Below are 17,839 nucleotides of genomic sequence, written 5' to 3' on the forward strand. Positions count from 1 at the left end.
CAGCTTAGGGAGCGGGCTGTGAAAGAGCGTTTCAGCGCGCCAGAGCAGCTCGAAGCGGCCTACCAGGCCGGGCAGTACAGTCTCCTTTTAACAGCTCTGCATGGGCGGGAGGACCTCGGCGCGCGTGAACTGGCCTGGGTGGGGATCTCGCTGCTGCGCACGGGGCAGTTCACGGCCGCCGAGGAACCTCTGGAGCTGGCCGTCGCGCTGGGGGACCAGGAGGCAGCGGTCGAGTTCGGCAACCTGCTGCGGGCCACGGGGCGCAACCGCAAGGCCGCCGAGCACTTCCAGGCGCTGCTGCCCCAGCTCGGCGGCGAGCTGCGGCTCCGCGCCCTGAGGTGGTTCGGCGTGACCCTCGACCAGCTCGGAGAACCGGGAGCCACGCAGGCCATCGAGGAAGCGCGGCGCGGCTACCTGCGCCTCGGGGACCGGCGCATGGCGGCGCGCCTGACCCACACGCTGGCCGCCAGCCACTCGACCCACGGCGAATTCTCCGAGGCGCTCAAGCTGCTCAACAGCGCGATCCCGGTGCTGGAAAAGGACCAGAACCCCCGGCCCCTGCTGGCCGCCTTCCATACCCTCATCGACGTGCAGGTAGAGTGCGGACAGCTCGACGCCGCCGCCGAGACGCTGGAGCGGGCCCGACTGCTCAACCTGAGCCTGCACGACCCGCACGTCGCCCTGCACCTCGACGCGCGCCAGGCCAACCTGATGCTGATGCAGGGGGACTACGGCGGATACGCGGCCCTGCTGGGCGACCTGGCGGGCCGCGCGCGCGAGGTCCAAGACAGCCAGATCGTCGAGTACGCCCTGAGCCGTCTCGCCGACCACCAGAGCCGTGTCGGCGAGCATGTGCAGGCGGTGCGCACCATGGGGCAGCTCCGCACGCAGGTGCGCGACCTGTCGCTGCACAGCCGCCTGGTGCTCGCCATGATGACGCTGCGGCGCGGCGACGTGCCCAGCGCCCTGCGGCTGCAACTCGAAGTCCGGCGCGCCGCCCTGGAACAAGGTTCGGTGTTGCAGGCCACGCGGGCGCTGCTGCTGGCGGCCTACAGCGCCTATACCATGCACGACCTGCCGCGCTGCGCCGAACTGCTGTCCGAGGCGCTGCTGGAACTCGCCGGACAGCCCCGGCCGCAGTCTTGGGCCACCATCGGCCCGGAACTGCGCGAGCTGGAGGAGATGCTGGCCTACGCGCGCCTGCAGCCCAACCTCTCACCGCTGCTCCAGGCCGCCCTGGAAGACGCCTCGTACCTGGGAGGCAGCCTGCGCGAGGACCTGTTCACGGCCGGGATGCGCCTGGAGATCATGACGCTGGGCCAGGAGCTCGCGCTGCGCGACGGCGTGCCCTGCGCCATGCGCGCGCGCGGCAGCGTGGCGGTGCTGTGCTACCTCGCCCTGCACCCGCGCAGCACCCGCCAGGAGGTCATCACGGCGCTGTGGCCCGAACGTGAACCCAAGAAGGCCGCCAACTATTTCCGGCAGTGCGTCGCGGATATCCGGGAGAACGTGGGGGCCGACGTGATCCTCGTGGGCGGGGCGCATCAGGCCCCCGAATACCGCCTGAGCGGCAAGGCCAGCGTGACCCTCGACAGCCAGCGCGTGTTGCAGCTCGTGGCGGGGGGACAGATTCCCGCCGCCGTGGCGGCCTACAAGGGCGACTTTCTGCCGGGCCTGGAAGACAGCGAATGGGCCGACGAACAGCGCCTGCTCCTGCGCGGCAGCCTCGCGTCGGCCCTGCGCGCCGAACTGCGGGCCGCGCAGCTCGCGGGCGAGAAACGCCGCGTGGTGTTGCTGGCGAGCGCGGTCCTCAACATCGACCCCGACGATTTCGACACCGAGGAGCTGCGGCTGTCGGTGGCCCGCGAGGTGTCCGGCCCCGCCGAACTCGCCCGCTTCGAGGCCGAGCGCCACCGCCGCATGAACTGACAGGCCGCTGGGCCAGGGCCACCGCACGGGGCCGCGCTAGACCCCGCCCTCCCCCACCAGCGTCACGACTCCGGCAGGGGCACGCTCGCCCAGCCGCAGCAAGAAGCCTGCACCGGGGCGGTAGGCCAGCGCGCCGTCCACGCCCACGGCCCGCCCGCCCGCATACAGCACCGGGGCGTTCCCGAGGTCACCGGGCGGCTCGTCGCCCAGCAGCGCCTCCCACAGCAGCGGGACCGGGGTATGCCCGTGTACCAGGCACTCGCCCCCGAACTGCGCGAGCAGCGCCCCTGCACGGGCCTCGCCGCCCGGCGCGGCGAATTGCAGGCGCTCGACGAAGGCGTTCGAGAAGGACGTCCAGGTCGCCGGGTCCAGCCCCGACAGGCGGCGGCGCACCTCCGCGTTCGCCGTGTCCAGATCCGGTCCCAGCGCCGCATAGAAGGCCGCGTCGGCGTGCAGCAGCAGCCAGCGCCCCCGCCGGGCCAGGGCGGGCCGCGCCGCGAGCCAGTCGAGGTCGTCCGGGGTCAGGGCCGCCAGATCGTGCGGTTGGCCCCCGTTGCCCTCCCAGTGCAGCGCGAAGCCCAGGCGGTCGCGCGGGTCGCCGTCCCGGAAGCGCGCCGCCGCCAGGAACATCACCTCGTGGTTGCCCAGCAGCGCCGTGACCCGCCCGCCCTGGGCGGGGGCCTGGGCCTCCAGCGCCCGCACCAGCCGCACCACGCCCGCGCCGTCCGGTCCGCGGTCGAGATAATCGCCCAGGAACACCAGTTCGGCGTCGCCGCCGGCCCAGGTGCCCGCCGTGCCCAGCAGCCCCGCGCGTTCCAGCAGGCGGCGCAGGGGTTCCAGGGCACCGTGGACATCGCCCATCACCCACAGGGCGCGGGCGGGCGCTTCAGTCACGGTCCGGGTCGGGGTCTTCGTCGGGGTCCGGATCGTCGGCAACGTCCCCCCCCGCCCCGCCCGCCGGCAGGGTGCGCCAGGAGGTCATGCGCTGCGTGATGTCCTCCTGAATACGGCGCACGTTGGTCTCCAGATGTGAGCGCGCGCCGTCGAGTTCGTGACGCAGGCGCATGATCTCCTCGACGCCCGCGAGGTTCACGCCGAGTTCCTGGGTCAGCCGCCGGATCTCGCGCAGGTGCTCGATGTCGCGTTCGGAGTACAGCCGGGTCTTGCCGCTGCTGCGCCCCGGACGGATGAGCTGCTTGCGCTCGTACAGGCGCAGGGTCTGGGGGTGCATGTCCACCAGTTCGGCCGCGATGGAGATGACGTACACGGGCCGGTCCCTGGGGTCGAGGCGCTCACCGGGCGCGGGCAGGGCGCGCGGCTGGGCCTGCGAGCGCAGTTCGTCCTCGATGCGCTCGATCTCGGCCTCGAACTCGCCCTGCATGTCGTCGAGTTCGTGTTGCAGGCGCATGACCTCCTCGACGCCCGCGAGGTTCACGCCGAGTTCCTGGGTCAGCCGCCGGATCTCGCGCAGGTGCTCGATGTCGCGCTCGGAGTACAGCCGGGTCTTGCCGCTGCTGCGCCCCGGACGGATCAGGCCCTTGCGCTCGTACAGGCGCAAGGTCTGGGGGTGCATGTCTACCAGTTCGGCCGCGACCGAGATGACATACACCGGGCGTTGTTTCGCGTCGGAGGCCATACCTCTCTTGAGTATACCCCGATCAAGGTTTATGAGGGCGGCGCGCGAGAACCGGCCGGCCCTCCTCCCCCGGCCTTGTCTACCCGTGCCGCGACCCGGCGGGCCGGCGGCGGCCTATGCTGCGCCCATGACCGCCGCGCGAATTTCGGGCCGACTCGGGGACTTCACCTGACGGCCTGCGCGCTGCCACGTTGCCCCCGCCCGGATGCGGGGGTTTTTCCTTCTGCCTGGAGGCCCCAGCCATGACCCACCCCACCCCGAACCTCTCCCAGCCCAGCCCGCCCCAGCCCCAGCCCGGTCAACTCGACGCCCTGGACGTGCTGCGCCTCGCCCTGACGAGCAAGGTCTACGGCGCGGCCATCGAGACGCCGGTCAGTGAGACGCCGCGCCTGAGCGCGCGGGTGGGCAGCCGGGTGCTGCTCAAGCGCGAGGACCAGCAGCCCATCTTCTCGTTCAAGCTGCGCGGCGCGTACAACAAGATGAGCCAGCTCACGCCCGAGGAGGCGGCGCGCGGCGTGATCTGCGCCTCGGCGGGCAACCACGCACAGGGGGTCGCCTTCGCGGCGCAGGCCCTGGACATCGCCGCCGTGATCGTGATGCCCGCGACCACCCCCGACATCAAGGTGCAGGCCTGCCGGGCGCGCGGGGCCGAGGTCGTGCTGTACGGGGACAGCTTCAGCGACGCCGAGACCCACGCCTTCGCCCTGCAACGCGAGCGCGGCCTGACCTTCGTGCACCCCTACGACGATCCCCTGGTGCTGGCGGGCCAGGGCACGGTGGCGCTGGAACTGCTGCGGCAGGTGCCGGGCGACGACTACACCGTGTTCGTGCCGGTGGGTGGCGGCGGCCTGATCGCGGGGGTGGCGAGCGTCCTGGCGGCCCTCAAGCCGGGCGTGCGGATCGTGGGGGTGGAGCCCGACGACAGCGACGCGATGTACCAGAGCATCCAGGCCGGCGAGCGCGTGCGGCTGGACACCGTGGGCATCTTCGTGGACGGCGTGGCGGTCAAACAGGTCGGGGCCTACACCTTCGACCTCACGCGGCGCTACGTGCACGACTGGGTGCGCGTGAACACCGACGAGGTGTGCGCGGCCATCAAGGACGTGTTCGACGACACGCGCGCCGTGATGGAACCGGCCGGGGCGCTGGCGGTCGCGGGCCTCAAGAAATACGCCGCCGAGCGCGGCCTGAGCGGCGAGACATTGGTCGCCCTGACCTGCGGGGCCAACGTGAACTTCGACCGCCTGCGCCATGTGGCCGAGCGGGCCGAGATCGGCGAGCGGCGCGAGGCCATCCTGGCCGTGACCGTCCCCGAGCGGCCCGGGGCCTTCCGCGAGTTCATCGAGGTGGTCGGCGCGCGGGCCATCACCGAGTTCAACTACCGCTACGCGCCCAGAAGCGAGGCCCAGATCTTTGTGGGGGTGCAGCTCGCGCACGCCGCGCAGCGGGGCGAACTCGTGACGCAGCTGCGGGGCCTGGGCTACGCCGTCACCGACCTCACCGACGACGAACTCGCCAAGGTGCACGTGCGCCACATGGTCGGGGGCCGGGCGCCCGAGGCTGAGGGCGAGCGGGTGTACTCGTTCACCTTCCCCGAGCGGCCCGGCGCGCTGCTGGACTTCCTGACGCACCTCCAGGGCACCTGGAACATCAGCCTGTTCCACTACCGCAACCACGGCTCGGCGCACGGGCGGGTGCTGGCGGGGATTCAGGTGCCCGAGGGCGAGCTGCCCGAATTCGGGGCGTTCCTGGCGGGGCTGGGCTACCCGGCCGAGGACATGAGCGAGAATCCGGCGTACCGGCTGTTTCTGACCTGAGGGACGTCTCGTTTCCGCTTTCCCTCTCCCCCAGCCCCCCTCCCGAGGAGAGGGGGAGTTTTTCGCTGCGCTCGGCCAGAGTCGTCCCGGGCGTTGATAGGGATGTTCTGATTGACGGCGTGACGGCTCAGTTCGGGGCCAGCCCTGCCCGCCCGGAATGGCCCGCGCGCTGTGCGCACGACGGCCTTCGTGGGGATTCAGGCAGTGAGGCGGCCGCCTCTGTCCAGAGGGATAGCGGCCCGCCTCTTTTCCGCTTTTCTCCACGCACCGCCTCCCTCCCCTGCTACCCTCGGCGCATGCCCACCCCCCCACAGGCGGCCCGCAAACCGGTCACGCACAGCCTTCACGGCGAGGACCGGCCCGACGACTACCACTGGCTCAAGACGCAGGGCCGGGCCGATCCCGAGGTGCTGGGCTACCTGGAGGGCGAGAACGCCTACCTGGCCGGGGTCATGGCGCCGCTGAGGGACACGCAGGCGGCCATCTACGCCGAGCTGCTCTCGCACGTGCAGGAGGACGACGACCAGCCCCCGGTGCGCGAGGGCGACTGGCTGTACTTCACGCGCACGGCGGCCGGGCAGGCCCACCCCATCTTCCTGCGGCGGCCCGCGCAGGGCGGCGAGGACGAGGTGCTGCTCGACCTCAACGCCCTGAAGGCGCGCGAGGGCCACGCCAACGTGTGGGTCTACGCCGCGCGCCCCAGCCCGGACGGGCAGCTGTGGGCCTACCTGCTCGACACGACCGGGCAGGAGGTGTTCGAGCTGCGCGTGCTCGACACCCGGACCGGCGAGCTGGCCGAGCCGCCCCTGACCGGCCTGAGCGGCTGGACCCTGGCCTGGGCAGGTGGGGACGCCCTGATCTACGGCACCGACGACGCCACGCAGCGCCCCTTCCGCATCTGGCGGCACCGGCTGGGCCAGCCCCAGGCGGGCGACGACCTGCTCTTCGAGGAAAATGACCCGACCTTCCGCGCCGGAGCCGGACTCGCGGAAAACGGCGAAACGGTGCTCATCGCCAGCGAGGCCAACATGGCGCAGGAGTGGTGGGTGCTGGACGCCCGCGACACCCAGGCCCGACCCGCCCCCGTACTGCCCCGCGAGCGCGGCACCGAAGTTCCGCTGCTCACCGACGGCGGCGACCACTGGCTGCTCCTCACGAACGCGGACGGGGCCTCCGAATTCGCGCTGAGGCGCCTGCCCAAGCGGGAGGGCGCCACGCTGGCCGACGCCGAACCCGTGCTGCCCTACAGCCCTGAACGTTACCTCACCGGCTTTCACCTGTTCCGCTCGCACCTGCTGCTCGCGGGGCGCGAGGGCGGCTTCACGCGGCTGTGGGTGCTGCCCCGCACGGCCGGGGGCTACGGCGAGGCGCGCCCGGTCACCTTTCCCGAGGCGAGCTACACGGTGCGCCTCGGGGCGAACCGCGAGTACGACTCGGGCATGGCCCGCATCCTCTACACCAGCCTGACGCGGCCTGCCGAGCACCTCGACCTCGACCTCGAGACGCTGGAGACGCGCCTGGTCAAGGCGACCCCGGTGCCGAACTACGACCCGGCGCAGTACGTCGCCGAGCAGGTGTGGGCCACGGCCCCGGACGGCGAGCGCGTGCCGGTGAGCCTGGTGCGGCGCCGGGACACGGCGCTGCCCGCCCCCACGCTGCTGTACGGCTACGGCAGCTACGGCGCGCCGATGGACCCGGGCTTCTCCATGTCGCGGCTGCCGCTGCTCGACCGGGGCTGGGTGTGGGCCATCGCGCACATCCGGGGGGGCTCGGAACTCGGGCGGCGCTGGTACGACGCCGGGCGGCTCTCGAACAAGATGAACACCTTCACCGACTATGTCGCGGCGGGCGAACACCTGCGCGCGGCCGGGGTGGCGGGCGACCTCGTGGCGATGGGCCGCAGTGCGGGCGGGCTGCTCATGGGCGCCGTGCTGAACCTGCGCCCGGAGCTGTTCCGCGCGGCCTTCGTCGGCGTGCCCTTCGTGGACGTGCTCTCGACCATGCTCGACGACTCCATCCCCCTGACCACCGGCGAGTACGACGAGTGGGGCAACCCCGGCGAGGCGGCGGCCTACGCCGACATGCGCGCCTACTCGCCCTACGACAACCTGAAGGCGGCGACCTACCCGCACCTGTTCGTGTCCACTGGCCTGAACGACCCGCGCGTGGCGTATTGGGAACCGGCCAAGTACGTGGCGCGGCTGCGGACGCTGCGGCAAGGGGGCAGCGGCGAACTCGTGCTCAAGACGAACATGGGGGCGGGCCACGGCGGCTCCAGCGGCCGTTACGACGCCCTGAACGAGACGGCCGAGGAGTACGCCTTCGCGCTCGCAGCCGTCGGGGGCCAACTGTAAGGAAACGCGGGGCCCGGATCACCTCCGGGCCCCCCGCATCCTCCGGACGCCTACTCCCCGGCGTGCAGGGCGCGCCACTCGCGGAAGGTCACGGGGAACAGCGGCTCGGCGAGCTGGGCCATCGCCCGCGCGAACTGCCGGGTCTCGTATTGCGCGCCCTCGTGGTCCCGCAGGCCGATGAAGTGCAGCAGGCTGCGGACGTTGAAGGTGTAATAGGACTCGGTGTAGAGGCTCTGAGGCAGCACGCCCCGCGCCTGCTCCCGCGTCACGCCCAGCGTCAGCAGCGCCTGATAGGCCCCGTAGGCCGCTCGCCACGCCTCCTCCCAGATGTGGGTGGCGGCCGCCTGGTCCAGCGTGCCGTCGTCCTCCACACTCGCCTGGCGGTTGCTGGGGGCCTGCCGGCGGAAGGCGGGCGGCATGAAGTTGCGCTCCTGCATCTCGACATAACGGCCGGAAATCTCGTTTTTAGACACCCCGGAGCGGTGGCGGACCATCTGGCGGTCCACGAAGATCGGGCACACGACCTTGAAGGTGATGAGGTTGTGCTCGAACGGGCTGCCGTGCTGGTGGCGCAGCAGGTAGCGCAGCAGCCGCTCGTCCTTGCCGCTCAGCGGGGCCAGATTGTCGCCCCCGAAGGAGACGCGGGCCGCGTTGACGATCATCTTGTCGTCGCCCACGTGCTGCACGAGCGAGACGCTGCCCAGGCCGTCGCCCAGGGGGAAGAGAGGTTCGGCAGGCTTGGCAGCTTCAGTCACAATCCCGAATAGTATCCTGGCCGGAGCGGGCTGAATAGCCCAGGCCTTCCTGCACGGAAAACCGCCGGTCCTGGGAGGGAGACCGGCGGCCAGTTGGGAGGACGGACCAGGAAGGAGGGAGGAACTGGCCCGCAGGAGGAGGTTCAGCGTCGGGAATGGTGGCGCACCGGCACCCGCGCGTACTTGCGGGGGGCGGCCTGCCGCGAAGCGAGCAGAAGTGCGGTGAGCGTCGCCAGAGCGGCCAGCAGCAGTTCCATACCCCACTATGCCCCAGGGCCTCTAACAGAACCGTGACACTCTGCTCAAGTCGGGTTCAGGGAAAGCGCCGTGCCGGGAACGCCTCCCCCTGCCGCCACGGCAGCCCGGAACTGCTCGGGCGTGACCGGCAGCACGCTCAGGCGGGTGCCCTTGCGCACCAGCGGCGAGTCCTGCCACTCGGGCAGGGCGCGCAGGGTCTCCAACGGGACCAGACGCGGCAGTGCGGTGACCGCCTCCACGTCCACCATGCTCCAGCGCGGGGCGGCGGGGTCGCTGCGCGGGTCGTGGTAGGGACTGGCGGGGTCGAATTGCAGGTCGTCGGGATAGGCGGCCCGCACCACCCGCGCCACCCCCGCCACGCCGCTGGGCCGGGCGTTCGAGTGGTAGAAGAGGCACAGGTCGCCCTCCTGCATCTCGCGCAGGAAATTGCGGGCCTGATAGTTGCGCACGCCGTTCCAGGCTTCGCGCCCGGCACGCACGAGGTCGGGGTAGCCGAACACGTCGGGTTCGGATTTGAGCAGCCAGCACGCCATACGGGCCCAGGCTAGCGCGCCCCGGCCCCTGCGCAGAATCAGGGGACCACGTTGATGTCCAGCGTCCTCTGGACGTCGCCCTTGCCCTCCGGGTCCGGCACCGTCACGATCACACTCCGCCGCCCCGGGGCCGCGTTGCGCGCCGCCTCGACCGTGAAGGTCGCCATGTCGTCGGCGGCCAGGGACGGCTTGAACGTGTTGATCCGCAGGCCCGAAAGCCCGATGTCGGTCACGGACAGCCGGTAGCCGTCCGGGGCCTCGTTGCCGTACACATACCTCCGGAACCCCACCCGCACGGTGGCGCTGCTCCCCTGGCGCAGTTGCAGGGAGGAGGGCGACAACTCCAGCGTGGCGCTGCTCAGGACTGGAGTACAGGCGTTCAGGGCCGGGACGGCAGCAGGGCAGTGGGAAGAAGTCGTTTCATAAGGGGTGGTGCCCACGATCTTCTCACGGTTCTTGCGGCGGCGTTGACCCATCTGGGGCGCCGCGCCCTCTGGGCCTTCCCGCACGTTGTCGCCCGGCCACCCGCCCTAGACTTTGCGGGTGCGCCGCTTTTCGCCCTGGCTTCCCGTCCTGCTGCTGCTGTCCGGCACGGCCTATCTGCTGCCCCAGTTCGCGCCGGACAGTGTGCCGGACCTGTTGCAGCTGCCGGCGCCCAGCGCGGCCCCGGCCCTGCCCGGCGAGCTGCCACCCGAGACGCTGGCCCTGTTCGAGAAGACCCGGCCTTCGGCCGTGCGGGTCGAGAGCCTCAACGCGCGCACCGGCACCGGGGGCATCGGCACCGGCTTTTTCATCGACGGCGGCGGGCAGCTGCTCACGGCGTACCACGTGGTCAGCGACGGGCAACTGTTCCGGGTCACCACGCTGTCGGGCCGCTCGTATCAGGCGCAGGTCACGGCCTTCGACGCGGCGGCCGACGTGGCCCTCCTGCAGGTGCGCGGCGGCGGCAACTTTCCGTACCTGAACCTCGCCACCCGCGCGCCGCGTGTGCGCGAGACGGTGCTGGCCATCGGCAACAGCGGGGGCGACTTCCTGCAACCCCGGCGCGGGCGACTGCTGCGCCTGAACGTGGCGGCCGGGCGGGCCGACTTCCCGCAGGGCACGCTGGAGATGACGGCCCCCCTGGCCCCCGGCGACAGCGGCGGCCCGATCATCGACGGCAACGGGCAGGCCATCGGGGTGGTCAGCTATGTGCGCCAGGACAGCAGCGGCCAGACCCGCACGAGCTACGCCGTCCCCGTGACCGAGGGCAACGCCCTCATCGCCGAGCTGCGCGCCGGGGCCAGACGCGACACGCCGGTCGTGGGCCTCGTCTTCGACCCCAACCACAGCGGCCTGACCGACCCCCCCGGCGCGGTGGTGCTGCGGGTGGCGCGCGGCAGCCCCGCCGAACGCGCGGGCCTCCAGGGCTGCCGCACCGACGCCGAGGGCAACCTCACCGGCCTGGGTGACGCCATCCTGAGCGTGAACGGCGTGAGCACGCCCGACGCCGACGCTTTCATCACGCAGGTGCAGCGCCGCCGCATCGGCGACACGGTGCAGCTGAGCGTCCTGCGCGGCAAGGAGCGCCTCGCGGTGCAGCTCACGCTGGCGGCCCGGCGCAGCGTGCAGGACCTCAACACTCCCTCAAGCGCCAGTCCTTGCTCGCCCACCTGAACCGCACCTCCGGCGCGCACACTGGAGAGATGTCGAGAGCATTCGTCAAGGAAGACGGCGGCGAGCGCTGGACACCGCCTGCCGAAGCCCACGAGTACCGCGTGGTGTTGCCCCGTGCCGGGACGCCCGAGATCGTTCGTGAAACCGACGACCTCATCGGTGCCCTGCTCTGGATGCGGGCACGGCCCAGCGCCGGCTTCGAGCTGCGTGCCCGCGACGGGAAGCTGCTGGCCTGTGCCTAGCCCGTTCCTCCCAACCTTCCGGCCCATCGACCGGCATGTCCGAAACAGCTGATATGCCGGTGCTCCGTGCTGTCAACCAGGCTGGGGATTTCGCAAGGCCCGGGGCTGGTCCTCGCCTTCCAGCTGTCCGGCCGCCCGGCAGAGAGAATGGCCGTGGCTACGCCTCGCCCTTGTCGGTGGAGTCTGGGGCTGTCAGGACCACATCGCCACCGCCTTCAACCAAATCCCGGGCCCTGGGCAACTGGGCGAGGAGAGCAGGGAGCCGACCGGCCTCGGCCACTCGTCCCCCTTTTCCACACGCCATATATTCGCCAGCCCTCCGGCAAGCCGGCCAGCTCGACGCCGGGACCTGAACGGACACCTCTCCTGCCTTGGGGTGACCGGCCTACCAGTCGCCCTCCAGGGTCAGGCGCACCGTACCGCCCAGCGACTCGCCCGGAGTCAGCACCCGCAGGTCCACGCCGGGCACCCCCTGTGGGGCGAGGTTCAGGGCGTCGGTGGCGTGACTCACCGGCTCCAGCGCCAGCGAGCCGTCGGGGGCCGTGAAGGCGACCAGATGCGAGAAGACCGGGTCGGCCTGCATGTTCAGCGCCCGCGTGCCCCAGTCCAGACGCGCGTGGCCGTCCCAGCCCGCGTACACCTGATCGATGGTGCGCTCCCCCACCGGGTGCGCCGAGCGGAAATCCTCGTCCGGGCGTACGGGGCGCGCGGCTCCCAGCGGCAGCGAGCGAGGGTCCATGTCATAGATCAGGTCCGCGCCGAACGATACCTGCGGGTCCACACCGTCCTGCCGGCGGGCGAAGTAGGGATGCAGCCCCAGGCCGGCGGGCATGTCGGCGGTGTCCAGATTGGTCAGGCTCAGGGTCATCTCCAGCGCCGCGCCGCTCAGGCGGTACTCCATCTGCGCCCCGAAGGCCCAGGGCCAGTTCAGGTCGCCGAACTCGCGGCTGTCGAAACGCAGCCGGAGCTTCTCGTCGTCGGCCGCCTCGACCTGCCAGGGGCGGTTACGCACGTCGCCGTGCTGGGTCAGGCCATCGGCGGTGGTCACGCGCAGCTGGTGGGCCTGCCCCGCGAAGGTGAAGCGGGCGTCGCGCACCCGGTTGCTGAAGGGCACGAGCGAGAAGCTCGCGCACTGGCTGCTGCTCTTCACGCCCGCCGGGTCCACCGCGCGCAGCACCGGGCGGCCCGAGGCGGCCCGCAGGTTCAGCACGCTCGCCCCGATGCCCGGCAGCACGTCCAGCGCGAGGTGATCGCTGCGCAGGCTCAGGACCTCCAGGCCCACGGTGCTCACTGGGCGCCCCGGCCGCGCGTGGCCTCGTACAGCAGGATGCCGGCCGCCACCGAGGCGTTGAGGCTCTGGACCTGCCCACGCGTGGGAATCCTTACCAGGGCGTCGCATTTCTCGCGCACCAGACGGCGCAGGCCCTCGCCCTCGGCCCCGATGACCAGGGCCAGCTTGCCCGAGAAATCGGTGCGGCCCAGGTCCTGCGCGGCCTCGCCCGCCGCGCCGTAGACCCACACGTTCTCCTCCTTGAGCTGGTCGATGAGGCGCGGAAGGTTCTTGGTCTGGGCGACCGGCAGGTAGCTCGTGGCCCCCGCCGCCGTCTTGGCGACGACCGGCGACAGGGGCGCGCTGCGGCGTTCCTCGACCACGACCCCGTGCGCGCCGAGCACCTCGGCCGAGCGGATGATCGCCCCGAAGTTGCGCGGGTCGGTGATGCCGTCGAGCAGCACGATCAGCAGAGGCTCACCCTTCTGTTCGGCGCGGTCGAGGATGTCGTCCACCGTGGCCCAGGCGAGATCGGCGACCTCCGCGACGATGCCCTGGTGCTGGGTCGTGCCCACCATCTGGTCGAGTTCGATGCGCGAGGCCCAGCGCACGCGCGCGCCCGTCGCCTCGACCTCCCGCGTGAAGGCCGGCTCGACGCCGCGCGCGAGGAGCACCTCGTCGGCGCGGCCCTCACGCAGGGCTTCGAGCACCGGGTTTCTTCCGTAAAGCAGCATGGAGGCAGTGTAGTGCCGGGCCGGGGCCTGCGCGCCCGGCCGGAGGGTTCAGCGTGAACGCACCCACTCGGCCAGGTCCAGCGCGCTCAGGGCCGGAGCGATGGCGTAGCCCTGCGCGGCGTCGCAGCCCAGATCGCGCAGCATGTCGAGCTGCGTGTAGGTTTCGACCCCCACCGCCGTGACCTGCAGGCCCAGGCTGTGGGCGAGATCCACCGTGCCCTGAACCAGCCGCAGCGAGCGCTCGTCGCCGGGCAGCTGCGCGGTCAGGGTGGGGTGCAGCTTGAGGCCGCTGAGCGGAAACTGGGTCAGGGCGGTCAGGCTGCTCGCGCTGTCCCCGAAGTCGTCCACCACGAGTTGCGCGCCGCGCGAGCGCAGGCCGCCGAGCAGGCCCAGCGTCTCCTCGCTGTGGTTGGTCAGGCTGCCGGCGCTCACCTCGATGTCCAGGGCGTGGTGCCGGGCCATCAGGGGCAGCAGGCGCTGCGCCGCGCCGGGCCGGCGCAGTTCTTCCAAGCTGAGGTTGACGCTCGTGCGCCAGTCGCTGCGGCCTGTCGCCTCGCGCACGGTCGAGCGGCCCGACAGCGCCTCGCGCACCACCCACTCCCCGATGCCCGTGATGAGGTCGCTGCGGCTGGCGATGGGCAGAAAGCGGGCGGGCGAGATGTTGCCCAGTTCCGGATGCGTCCAGCGCAGCAGGGCCTCGGCACCCAGTGCGCGGCCGTTTTTCAGGCTCACGACCGGCTGATAGAGCAGCGCGAACTGTCCGGCCGCCGCCGCGCCGCGCAGGTCCTCCTCGATCCGGAAATCCAGGGCTTCGTCGTCGCGCAGCTCGGGGGCGAACAGCAGCATCTGGGCGCGGCCCCGGCGGCGGGCATGTTGCAGGGCCACGTCGGCGTCGGCCAGGGCCTGTTCGGTCGCCCCCTCGCCGTACACCGACGCACCGACCGCGAAGGTCACGGGAACCACGCGCTGCCCGGCGCGCAGCGGTTCACGCAGCGCCGCCTGCACCTTCTGCGCGCCGATCTCGGCCCCCACTCCCGGCAGGAACAGGGCGAAGGTGTCGTCGGCCAGCCGGGCCGCGCGCCCGCCGTGCAGCCCCGCGAGGTCGTTGAGCCGCGCCGCCACCTGGATCAGCAGCAGGTCGCCCGCCGTGCGGCCCAGCGCCGCGTTCAGCGCCCCGAAGGCGTCCACGTCCAGGGCCACGACCGTGCCGGGACCGGCGGGTACCTCGGCCAGCAGGGCGCGCAGTCCGGCGCGGTTGGCCAGCCCGGTCAGGGGATCGTGCTGCGAGGCGTGCCGGAGCTTGGCCTGGGCGTGGCGCAGGGCCGACACGTCACGCAGCGCCAGCAGGACGCTGGGTTTCTTGCCCGCGCCCTCGACCGCCGTGACGCGCAGTTCGATCTGCCGCGTGACACCGCCGGGCAACGTGACCAGAATCTCGCGCGGGTCGGGCTGGGGGGCCGACACGTCGTCGAGCAGCAGCGGCTGTCCGGTGGTCGTCGCCAGGCGCACGCCGAGCTGCTGGAGCACTTTCGAGAGGCGCGTGCCCGTCAGCTGCGCGGCGTTGAGGTCCAGCAGGCTGGCGGCCTGCTCGCTGATGAGCTGCGCGCGCCCGCCCGCATCGAGCAGGATGGTCGCCGCCCCGCTGAGGCTGAGGACCTGCGACACCACCGCGCTGGGGGTCCCACTGGCCTCGGGGGGCCCCTGCAAGACCACCAGATCGGGGGTAAAGGGGCTGGGCCGCGCCGTGAAGTTCAGGCGCTGGCCGCCTGCCAGAGGGACGTCGGCCTGCACCGTCTCGCCGGCCTGCGCCGAGCGCAGCATGCCGCGCAGCGCCGACTCGGCCTGGGGCGCGAACGACGGCCAGGTCCACAGCGGCGCGCCCGGGTCCTCTTCGGCCGGCGCCCCTCCCGGCCGCAGGGCCATGAAGCCCCGGCTGGCCTGCACGACCACGCCGCCCGGTCCCAGCAGCGCGAGCGGCAGCTCGGTGTCCAGCAGCGCCGAGACCTCGCCGGCCCGCACGTATTCGGGGGTCACGTCCTGCACGGTCCACAGCACGCCCGCCACCGCGCCGCCGAAATACGGCTTGGCCTCGCCGCGCACCCAGCGCCGCGACTCGCCGCGCAGCAGCAGTTCGTCGCGCAGCTGTACCGCGTGCCCCGACGCCGCGCCCGAGAGCTGGCTGCGCAGGTCGGGGGCCGAGGGAAATACGCTTTCCAGGCTCGCTCCGACCACCGCCGCGCCGCTCAATCCGAACAGCTCCAGAAAGCTGCGGCTCACCTGCCGGAAGGACAGGTCGGACGACAGCCAGGCGGTCGCCGCCGGGAGCTGCGTGATGAGCAGGTCGGCCTCGCGGCTCGCCTGACCGCCGCGCGCCGCCGCCAGGACCACCGTCAGCACCTGCACCGCCGCCGCCGACACCACCTGCTCGGCCGACCACAGCAGTCCCAGCAGCGCGCCCTCCTGCGTCAGCCACACGAGTTCACCCTGATCGAGCCAGTGGTCGGGCGGCAGCAGCTCGGCACCGGGCGGCAGCGCCTGAACGGCGCCCGCTTCCACCCGCACGACGCTTTCGCCTGCCGAGGCCAGCAGGGTGGCTTCCGGGGCGTGGACACGCATCAGGTCACGCAGGGCGAGGTGCAGGGCAGGATCGGTGGCGAGAGAAGCAGACATACAGGGCAAAACCTCGGTGGGCGGGAAGGGACGGGGTAAGGCGCAGGCGCCCGGAGCGCCGTCCGGACACCGGCCCGCGTGCCCGACAGCCTGCCACACGAGTTCTTACGGCATTCGTGCAAGGCCGCGTCTCAGGCCGCGCCAGATACACCACAAAGCAAAAACCTCCGCTTTCGCGGAGGCTTGCTTGGTGGTGTGCCCGAAGGGATTCGAACCCCTGGCCTTCTGATCCGTAGTCAGACGCTCTATCCAGCTGAGCTACGGGCACATTGTTGAGGCAGGTACTGCTTGGCGGAGAGAGCGAGATTCGAACTCGCGGTAGGATATAACCCCTACGAGCGTTTAGCAAACGCTTGGTTTAAGCCGCTCACCCATCTCTCCAGATTGTCATGCCCCCAGCTGCTCGGTCGGGTCCTGGCGAGGGGTGAGGGATTCGAACCCCCGGTAGGTTGCCCCACTACGGTTTTCAAGACCGTTGCCTTCAACCACTCGGCCAACCCCCCTTGCGGTGGGCGCTCTCAGGTGCCTCCCTGAGCGCGAAAGGAAGTATAGGGATGACCTCCTGAATTGTCAACGCCTGCGCCATCTGGCCCAGAGGACTCCGGCGGCGAGCAGGCCGGCCAGGGCCACGGCCCCCCAGCCCGGCGCGGGCGCAGCGGCCTTCGCCCCACCGCGCAGCAGGGCGTCCAGGGCGTCCTCGTGGGGGGTGCGTGGCGGCGCGGATACGCGGCTCGGGGGCAGATTCAGGTCGGCCGCCAGCATGTCGGTGTGGTAGCTGTTCTCCAGCGGGTGACCGCTGCCGGCGGCGCGCGCCAGACCTGCGCGCCGCAGGTCGTCGGGCGGGCCCTGCATGACCCAGGGAGCCAGGGCCAGGAACCCGGGGCGCGGCTCGGTCAGGACATAGGAGCGCGGCTCGGGAGCGTCCTCGGCGCGGCCGGTCACGGCGCTCTGGCCGTCGAAGGTCAGGTCCAGCAGGTTGCCGACCACCATCGGGTTGACCGCGTAACGGACGCTGCGCCCCGAGGTGCTGGCCGTCCAGCTCGATTCGAGCCACGCCACCGGCAGGTCGCGCACGTGGGCCGGGTCGGGCGGCAGGCCTTCGAGATCGGTCCAGTGCTGGCTGTTGGCGTCGGGTTGCAGCAGCACCGTGCAGCCCAGGGCCTCCAGGCGGCCGATCACGTCGGCGCGGAAGGCGTCGAGGCTGATGGCCACCCCCAGGTCGCCCACCGGGGTCGGGAACACCCGCAGTTCCCCCAGGTCGCCGGGGCAGAGGTCCACGCCGCCTCCCTCTTCGCCGGGCGTGAGGTGGACCTTGTCGGTCACCCCGATGAGGTCACCTGCCGGGCCGAGCAGCACCGTCTGGTTGGTGAGCACGCCCGGCGCCCGCCGCAGCCGCCCGCCGACGAGGCGGTAGCGGGGCATGGGCGCCGAGCCGCAGCACAGGTACACGCCGTACTCGCGCGCGAGCTCGCGGCAGGTGTGCAGGTACAGCGCTGTGTTCGCGTCGGTCCCGGCCAGTTGCAGCGCGCGGATGGGCGACACCCGTTCGCGCAGCAGGGTAGGCAGCGTGCGGGGCAGCCGTGCCAGAAACAGGGCCGCCGCTGCCCGCTCGAAGGTGCCCAGGCGCGTGGCCCACCCGGCGCCGCGCAGGACCAGCGGCAGACCGTTGAGTTCCGTGAGGACGACCAGGGTCGGCCGGTCCGGGGCGATCAGGGGCCGCGCGCCGTCGAGCTGGGCACGCATCCAGGCGCGGAAGGCGTCGGCACTCACGAAATCGGAGGCCGACCACTGCGGCTGCGCGGCGATCACGCGAAAGGCCCGGGCGGCGGGGTCGGCGGGGGACATGCCCCAGGGTAGCGGGCCGCAAGGGCGCGCGGGCGGGCGGCCCCGTCTCAAGCTCCGCTCAGGCCCGGGTGCTGGAAGCCCGGCGCGGACTGTGGGAACGTGGGGGTATGCCCCCCACCCCCTCCCCCACCCCAAGTCCC

Annotated in this window: 14 protein-coding genes and 3 tRNA genes; 5 read left to right on the forward strand and 12 right to left on the reverse strand. The window is 71.8% G+C overall.

The window, feature by feature from the left end; translation table 11 throughout:
* Positions 1-18: 18 nt before the first annotated feature.
* Positions 19-1,929, forward strand: a complete 1,911-nt coding sequence (locus DGO_RS12145) for a hypothetical protein (RefSeq protein ID WP_043802273.1) — start codon at positions 19-21, stop codon at positions 1,927-1,929.
* 36 nt (positions 1,930-1,965) lie between these two features.
* Here DGO_RS12145 and DGO_RS12150 read toward each other — a convergent pair whose 3' ends face one another.
* Complete coding sequence (locus DGO_RS12150) at positions 1,966-2,823, reverse strand: metallophosphoesterase (protein ID WP_226991365.1); 858 nt, start codon at positions 2,821-2,823, stop codon at positions 1,966-1,968.
* On the reverse strand, positions 2,816-3,565 hold the full coding sequence (gene hspR / locus DGO_RS12155; RefSeq protein ID WP_014685823.1) for a heat shock protein transcriptional repressor HspR, fused homodimer type: 750 nt from the start codon (positions 3,563-3,565) through the stop codon (positions 2,816-2,818). Before hspR ends, DGO_RS12150 begins: the two co-directional genes overlap by 8 nt.
* Positions 3,566-3,807: 242 nt before the next feature.
* Between hspR and ilvA the strand changes: the two genes are divergently transcribed.
* Together ilvA and DGO_RS12165 are read left to right on the forward strand one after the other, a co-directional pair.
* Positions 3,808-5,382, forward strand: coding sequence for a threonine ammonia-lyase, biosynthetic (gene ilvA, locus DGO_RS12160; RefSeq protein WP_050920802.1), 1,575 nt, complete (start codon positions 3,808-3,810; stop codon positions 5,380-5,382).
* Between the two features lie 296 nt (positions 5,383-5,678).
* Entirely contained in the window at positions 5,679-7,736 is a 2,058-nt protein-coding gene (locus DGO_RS12165) for a S9 family peptidase (RefSeq protein WP_014685825.1), read from the forward strand.
* Between the two features lie 50 nt (positions 7,737-7,786).
* Here DGO_RS12165 and thyX read toward each other — a convergent pair whose 3' ends face one another.
* The 3 genes from thyX to DGO_RS23300 form a co-directional block, all read right to left on the reverse strand.
* On the reverse strand, positions 7,787-8,491 hold the full coding sequence (gene thyX / locus DGO_RS12170; RefSeq protein WP_145975321.1) for an FAD-dependent thymidylate synthase: 705 nt from the start codon (positions 8,489-8,491) through the stop codon (positions 7,787-7,789).
* 302 nt (positions 8,492-8,793) lie between these two features.
* Positions 8,794-9,282 (reverse strand): EVE domain-containing protein, encoded by a 489-nt coding sequence (locus tag DGO_RS12175; protein ID WP_014685828.1) that lies wholly within the window; start codon positions 9,280-9,282, stop codon positions 8,794-8,796.
* A gap of 38 nt (positions 9,283-9,320) precedes the next feature.
* Positions 9,321-9,758, reverse strand: coding sequence for a hypothetical protein (locus DGO_RS23300; RefSeq protein WP_014685829.1), 438 nt, complete (start codon positions 9,756-9,758; stop codon positions 9,321-9,323).
* Between the two features lie 67 nt (positions 9,759-9,825).
* Here DGO_RS23300 and DGO_RS12185 point away from each other — a divergent pair, with 67 nt between their 5' ends.
* Together DGO_RS12185 and DGO_RS12190 are read left to right on the forward strand one after the other, a co-directional pair.
* A complete protein-coding gene (locus DGO_RS12185) occupies positions 9,826-10,938 on the forward strand; it encodes a S1C family serine protease (protein ID WP_014685830.1) in 1,113 nt (370 codons plus the stop codon).
* 29 nt (positions 10,939-10,967) lie between these two features.
* A complete protein-coding gene (locus DGO_RS12190; RefSeq protein WP_014685831.1) occupies positions 10,968-11,180 on the forward strand; it encodes a hypothetical protein in 213 nt (70 codons plus the stop codon).
* Positions 11,181-11,565: 385 nt separating this feature from the next.
* Here DGO_RS12190 and DGO_RS12195 read toward each other — a convergent pair whose 3' ends face one another.
* The 7 genes from DGO_RS12195 to DGO_RS12225 all read right to left on the reverse strand — a co-directional run bounded on the left by DGO_RS12195 (position 11,566) and on the right by DGO_RS12225 (position 17,699).
* Positions 11,566-12,471 (reverse strand): aldose epimerase family protein, encoded by a 906-nt coding sequence (locus DGO_RS12195; protein WP_338032385.1) that lies wholly within the window; start codon positions 12,469-12,471, stop codon positions 11,566-11,568.
* Complete coding sequence (gene rlmB, locus DGO_RS12200) at positions 12,468-13,184, reverse strand: 23S rRNA (guanosine(2251)-2'-O)-methyltransferase RlmB (RefSeq protein WP_014685833.1); 717 nt, start codon at positions 13,182-13,184, stop codon at positions 12,468-12,470. Before rlmB ends, DGO_RS12195 begins: the two co-directional genes overlap by 4 nt.
* A 48-nt stretch (positions 13,185-13,232) precedes the next feature.
* On the reverse strand, positions 13,233-15,854 hold the full coding sequence (locus DGO_RS12205; RefSeq protein ID WP_145975322.1) for a sensor domain-containing protein: 2,622 nt from the start codon (positions 15,852-15,854) through the stop codon (positions 13,233-13,235).
* Between the two features lie 191 nt (positions 15,855-16,045).
* Positions 16,046-16,122: transfer RNA gene (locus tag DGO_RS12210), tRNA-Arg, on the reverse strand.
* A gap of 21 nt (positions 16,123-16,143) precedes the next feature.
* A tRNA-Ser gene (locus tag DGO_RS12215) sits at positions 16,144-16,235 on the reverse strand.
* 34 nt (positions 16,236-16,269) lie between these two features.
* A tRNA-Ser gene (locus DGO_RS12220) sits at positions 16,270-16,357 on the reverse strand.
* A gap of 67 nt (positions 16,358-16,424) precedes the next feature.
* The gene (locus DGO_RS12225; RefSeq protein WP_043802280.1) at positions 16,425-17,699 is read right to left on the reverse strand and encodes a nitrilase-related carbon-nitrogen hydrolase; all 1,275 of its coding nucleotides are present in this window, start codon (positions 17,697-17,699) and stop codon (positions 16,425-16,427) included.
* Between the last annotated feature and the right edge of the window lie 140 nt (positions 17,700-17,839).

This window comes from Deinococcus gobiensis I-0, assembly GCF_000252445.1.
Taxonomy (GTDB): Bacteria; Deinococcota; Deinococci; order Deinococcales; family Deinococcaceae; genus Deinococcus; species Deinococcus gobiensis.

Coding starts and splice junctions, on each gene's coding strand:
- hspR (WP_014685823.1), bottom strand. CDS start 3,565: ATGGCCTCCGACGCGAAACAACGCCCGGTGTATGTCATCTCGGTCGCG.
- ilvA (WP_050920802.1), top strand. CDS start 3,808: ATGACCCACCCCACCCCGAACCTCTCCCAGCCCAGCCCGCCCCAGCCC.
- DGO_RS12165 (WP_014685825.1), top strand. CDS start 5,679: ATGCCCACCCCCCCACAGGCGGCCCGCAAACCGGTCACGCACAGCCTT.
- DGO_RS12175 (WP_014685828.1), bottom strand. CDS start 9,282: ATGGCGTGCTGGCTGCTCAAATCCGAACCCGACGTGTTCGGCTACCCC.
- DGO_RS23300 (WP_014685829.1), bottom strand. CDS start 9,758: ATGGGTCAACGCCGCCGCAAGAACCGTGAGAAGATCGTGGGCACCACC.
- DGO_RS12190 (WP_014685831.1), top strand. CDS start 10,968: ATGTCGAGAGCATTCGTCAAGGAAGACGGCGGCGAGCGCTGGACACCG.
- rlmB (WP_014685833.1), bottom strand. CDS start 13,184: ATGCTGCTTTACGGAAGAAACCCGGTGCTCGAAGCCCTGCGTGAGGGC.
- DGO_RS12205 (WP_145975322.1), bottom strand. CDS start 15,854: ATGTCTGCTTCTCTCGCCACCGATCCTGCCCTGCACCTCGCCCTGCGT.
- DGO_RS12225 (WP_043802280.1), bottom strand. CDS start 17,699: ATGTCCCCCGCCGACCCCGCCGCCCGGGCCTTTCGCGTGATCGCCGCG.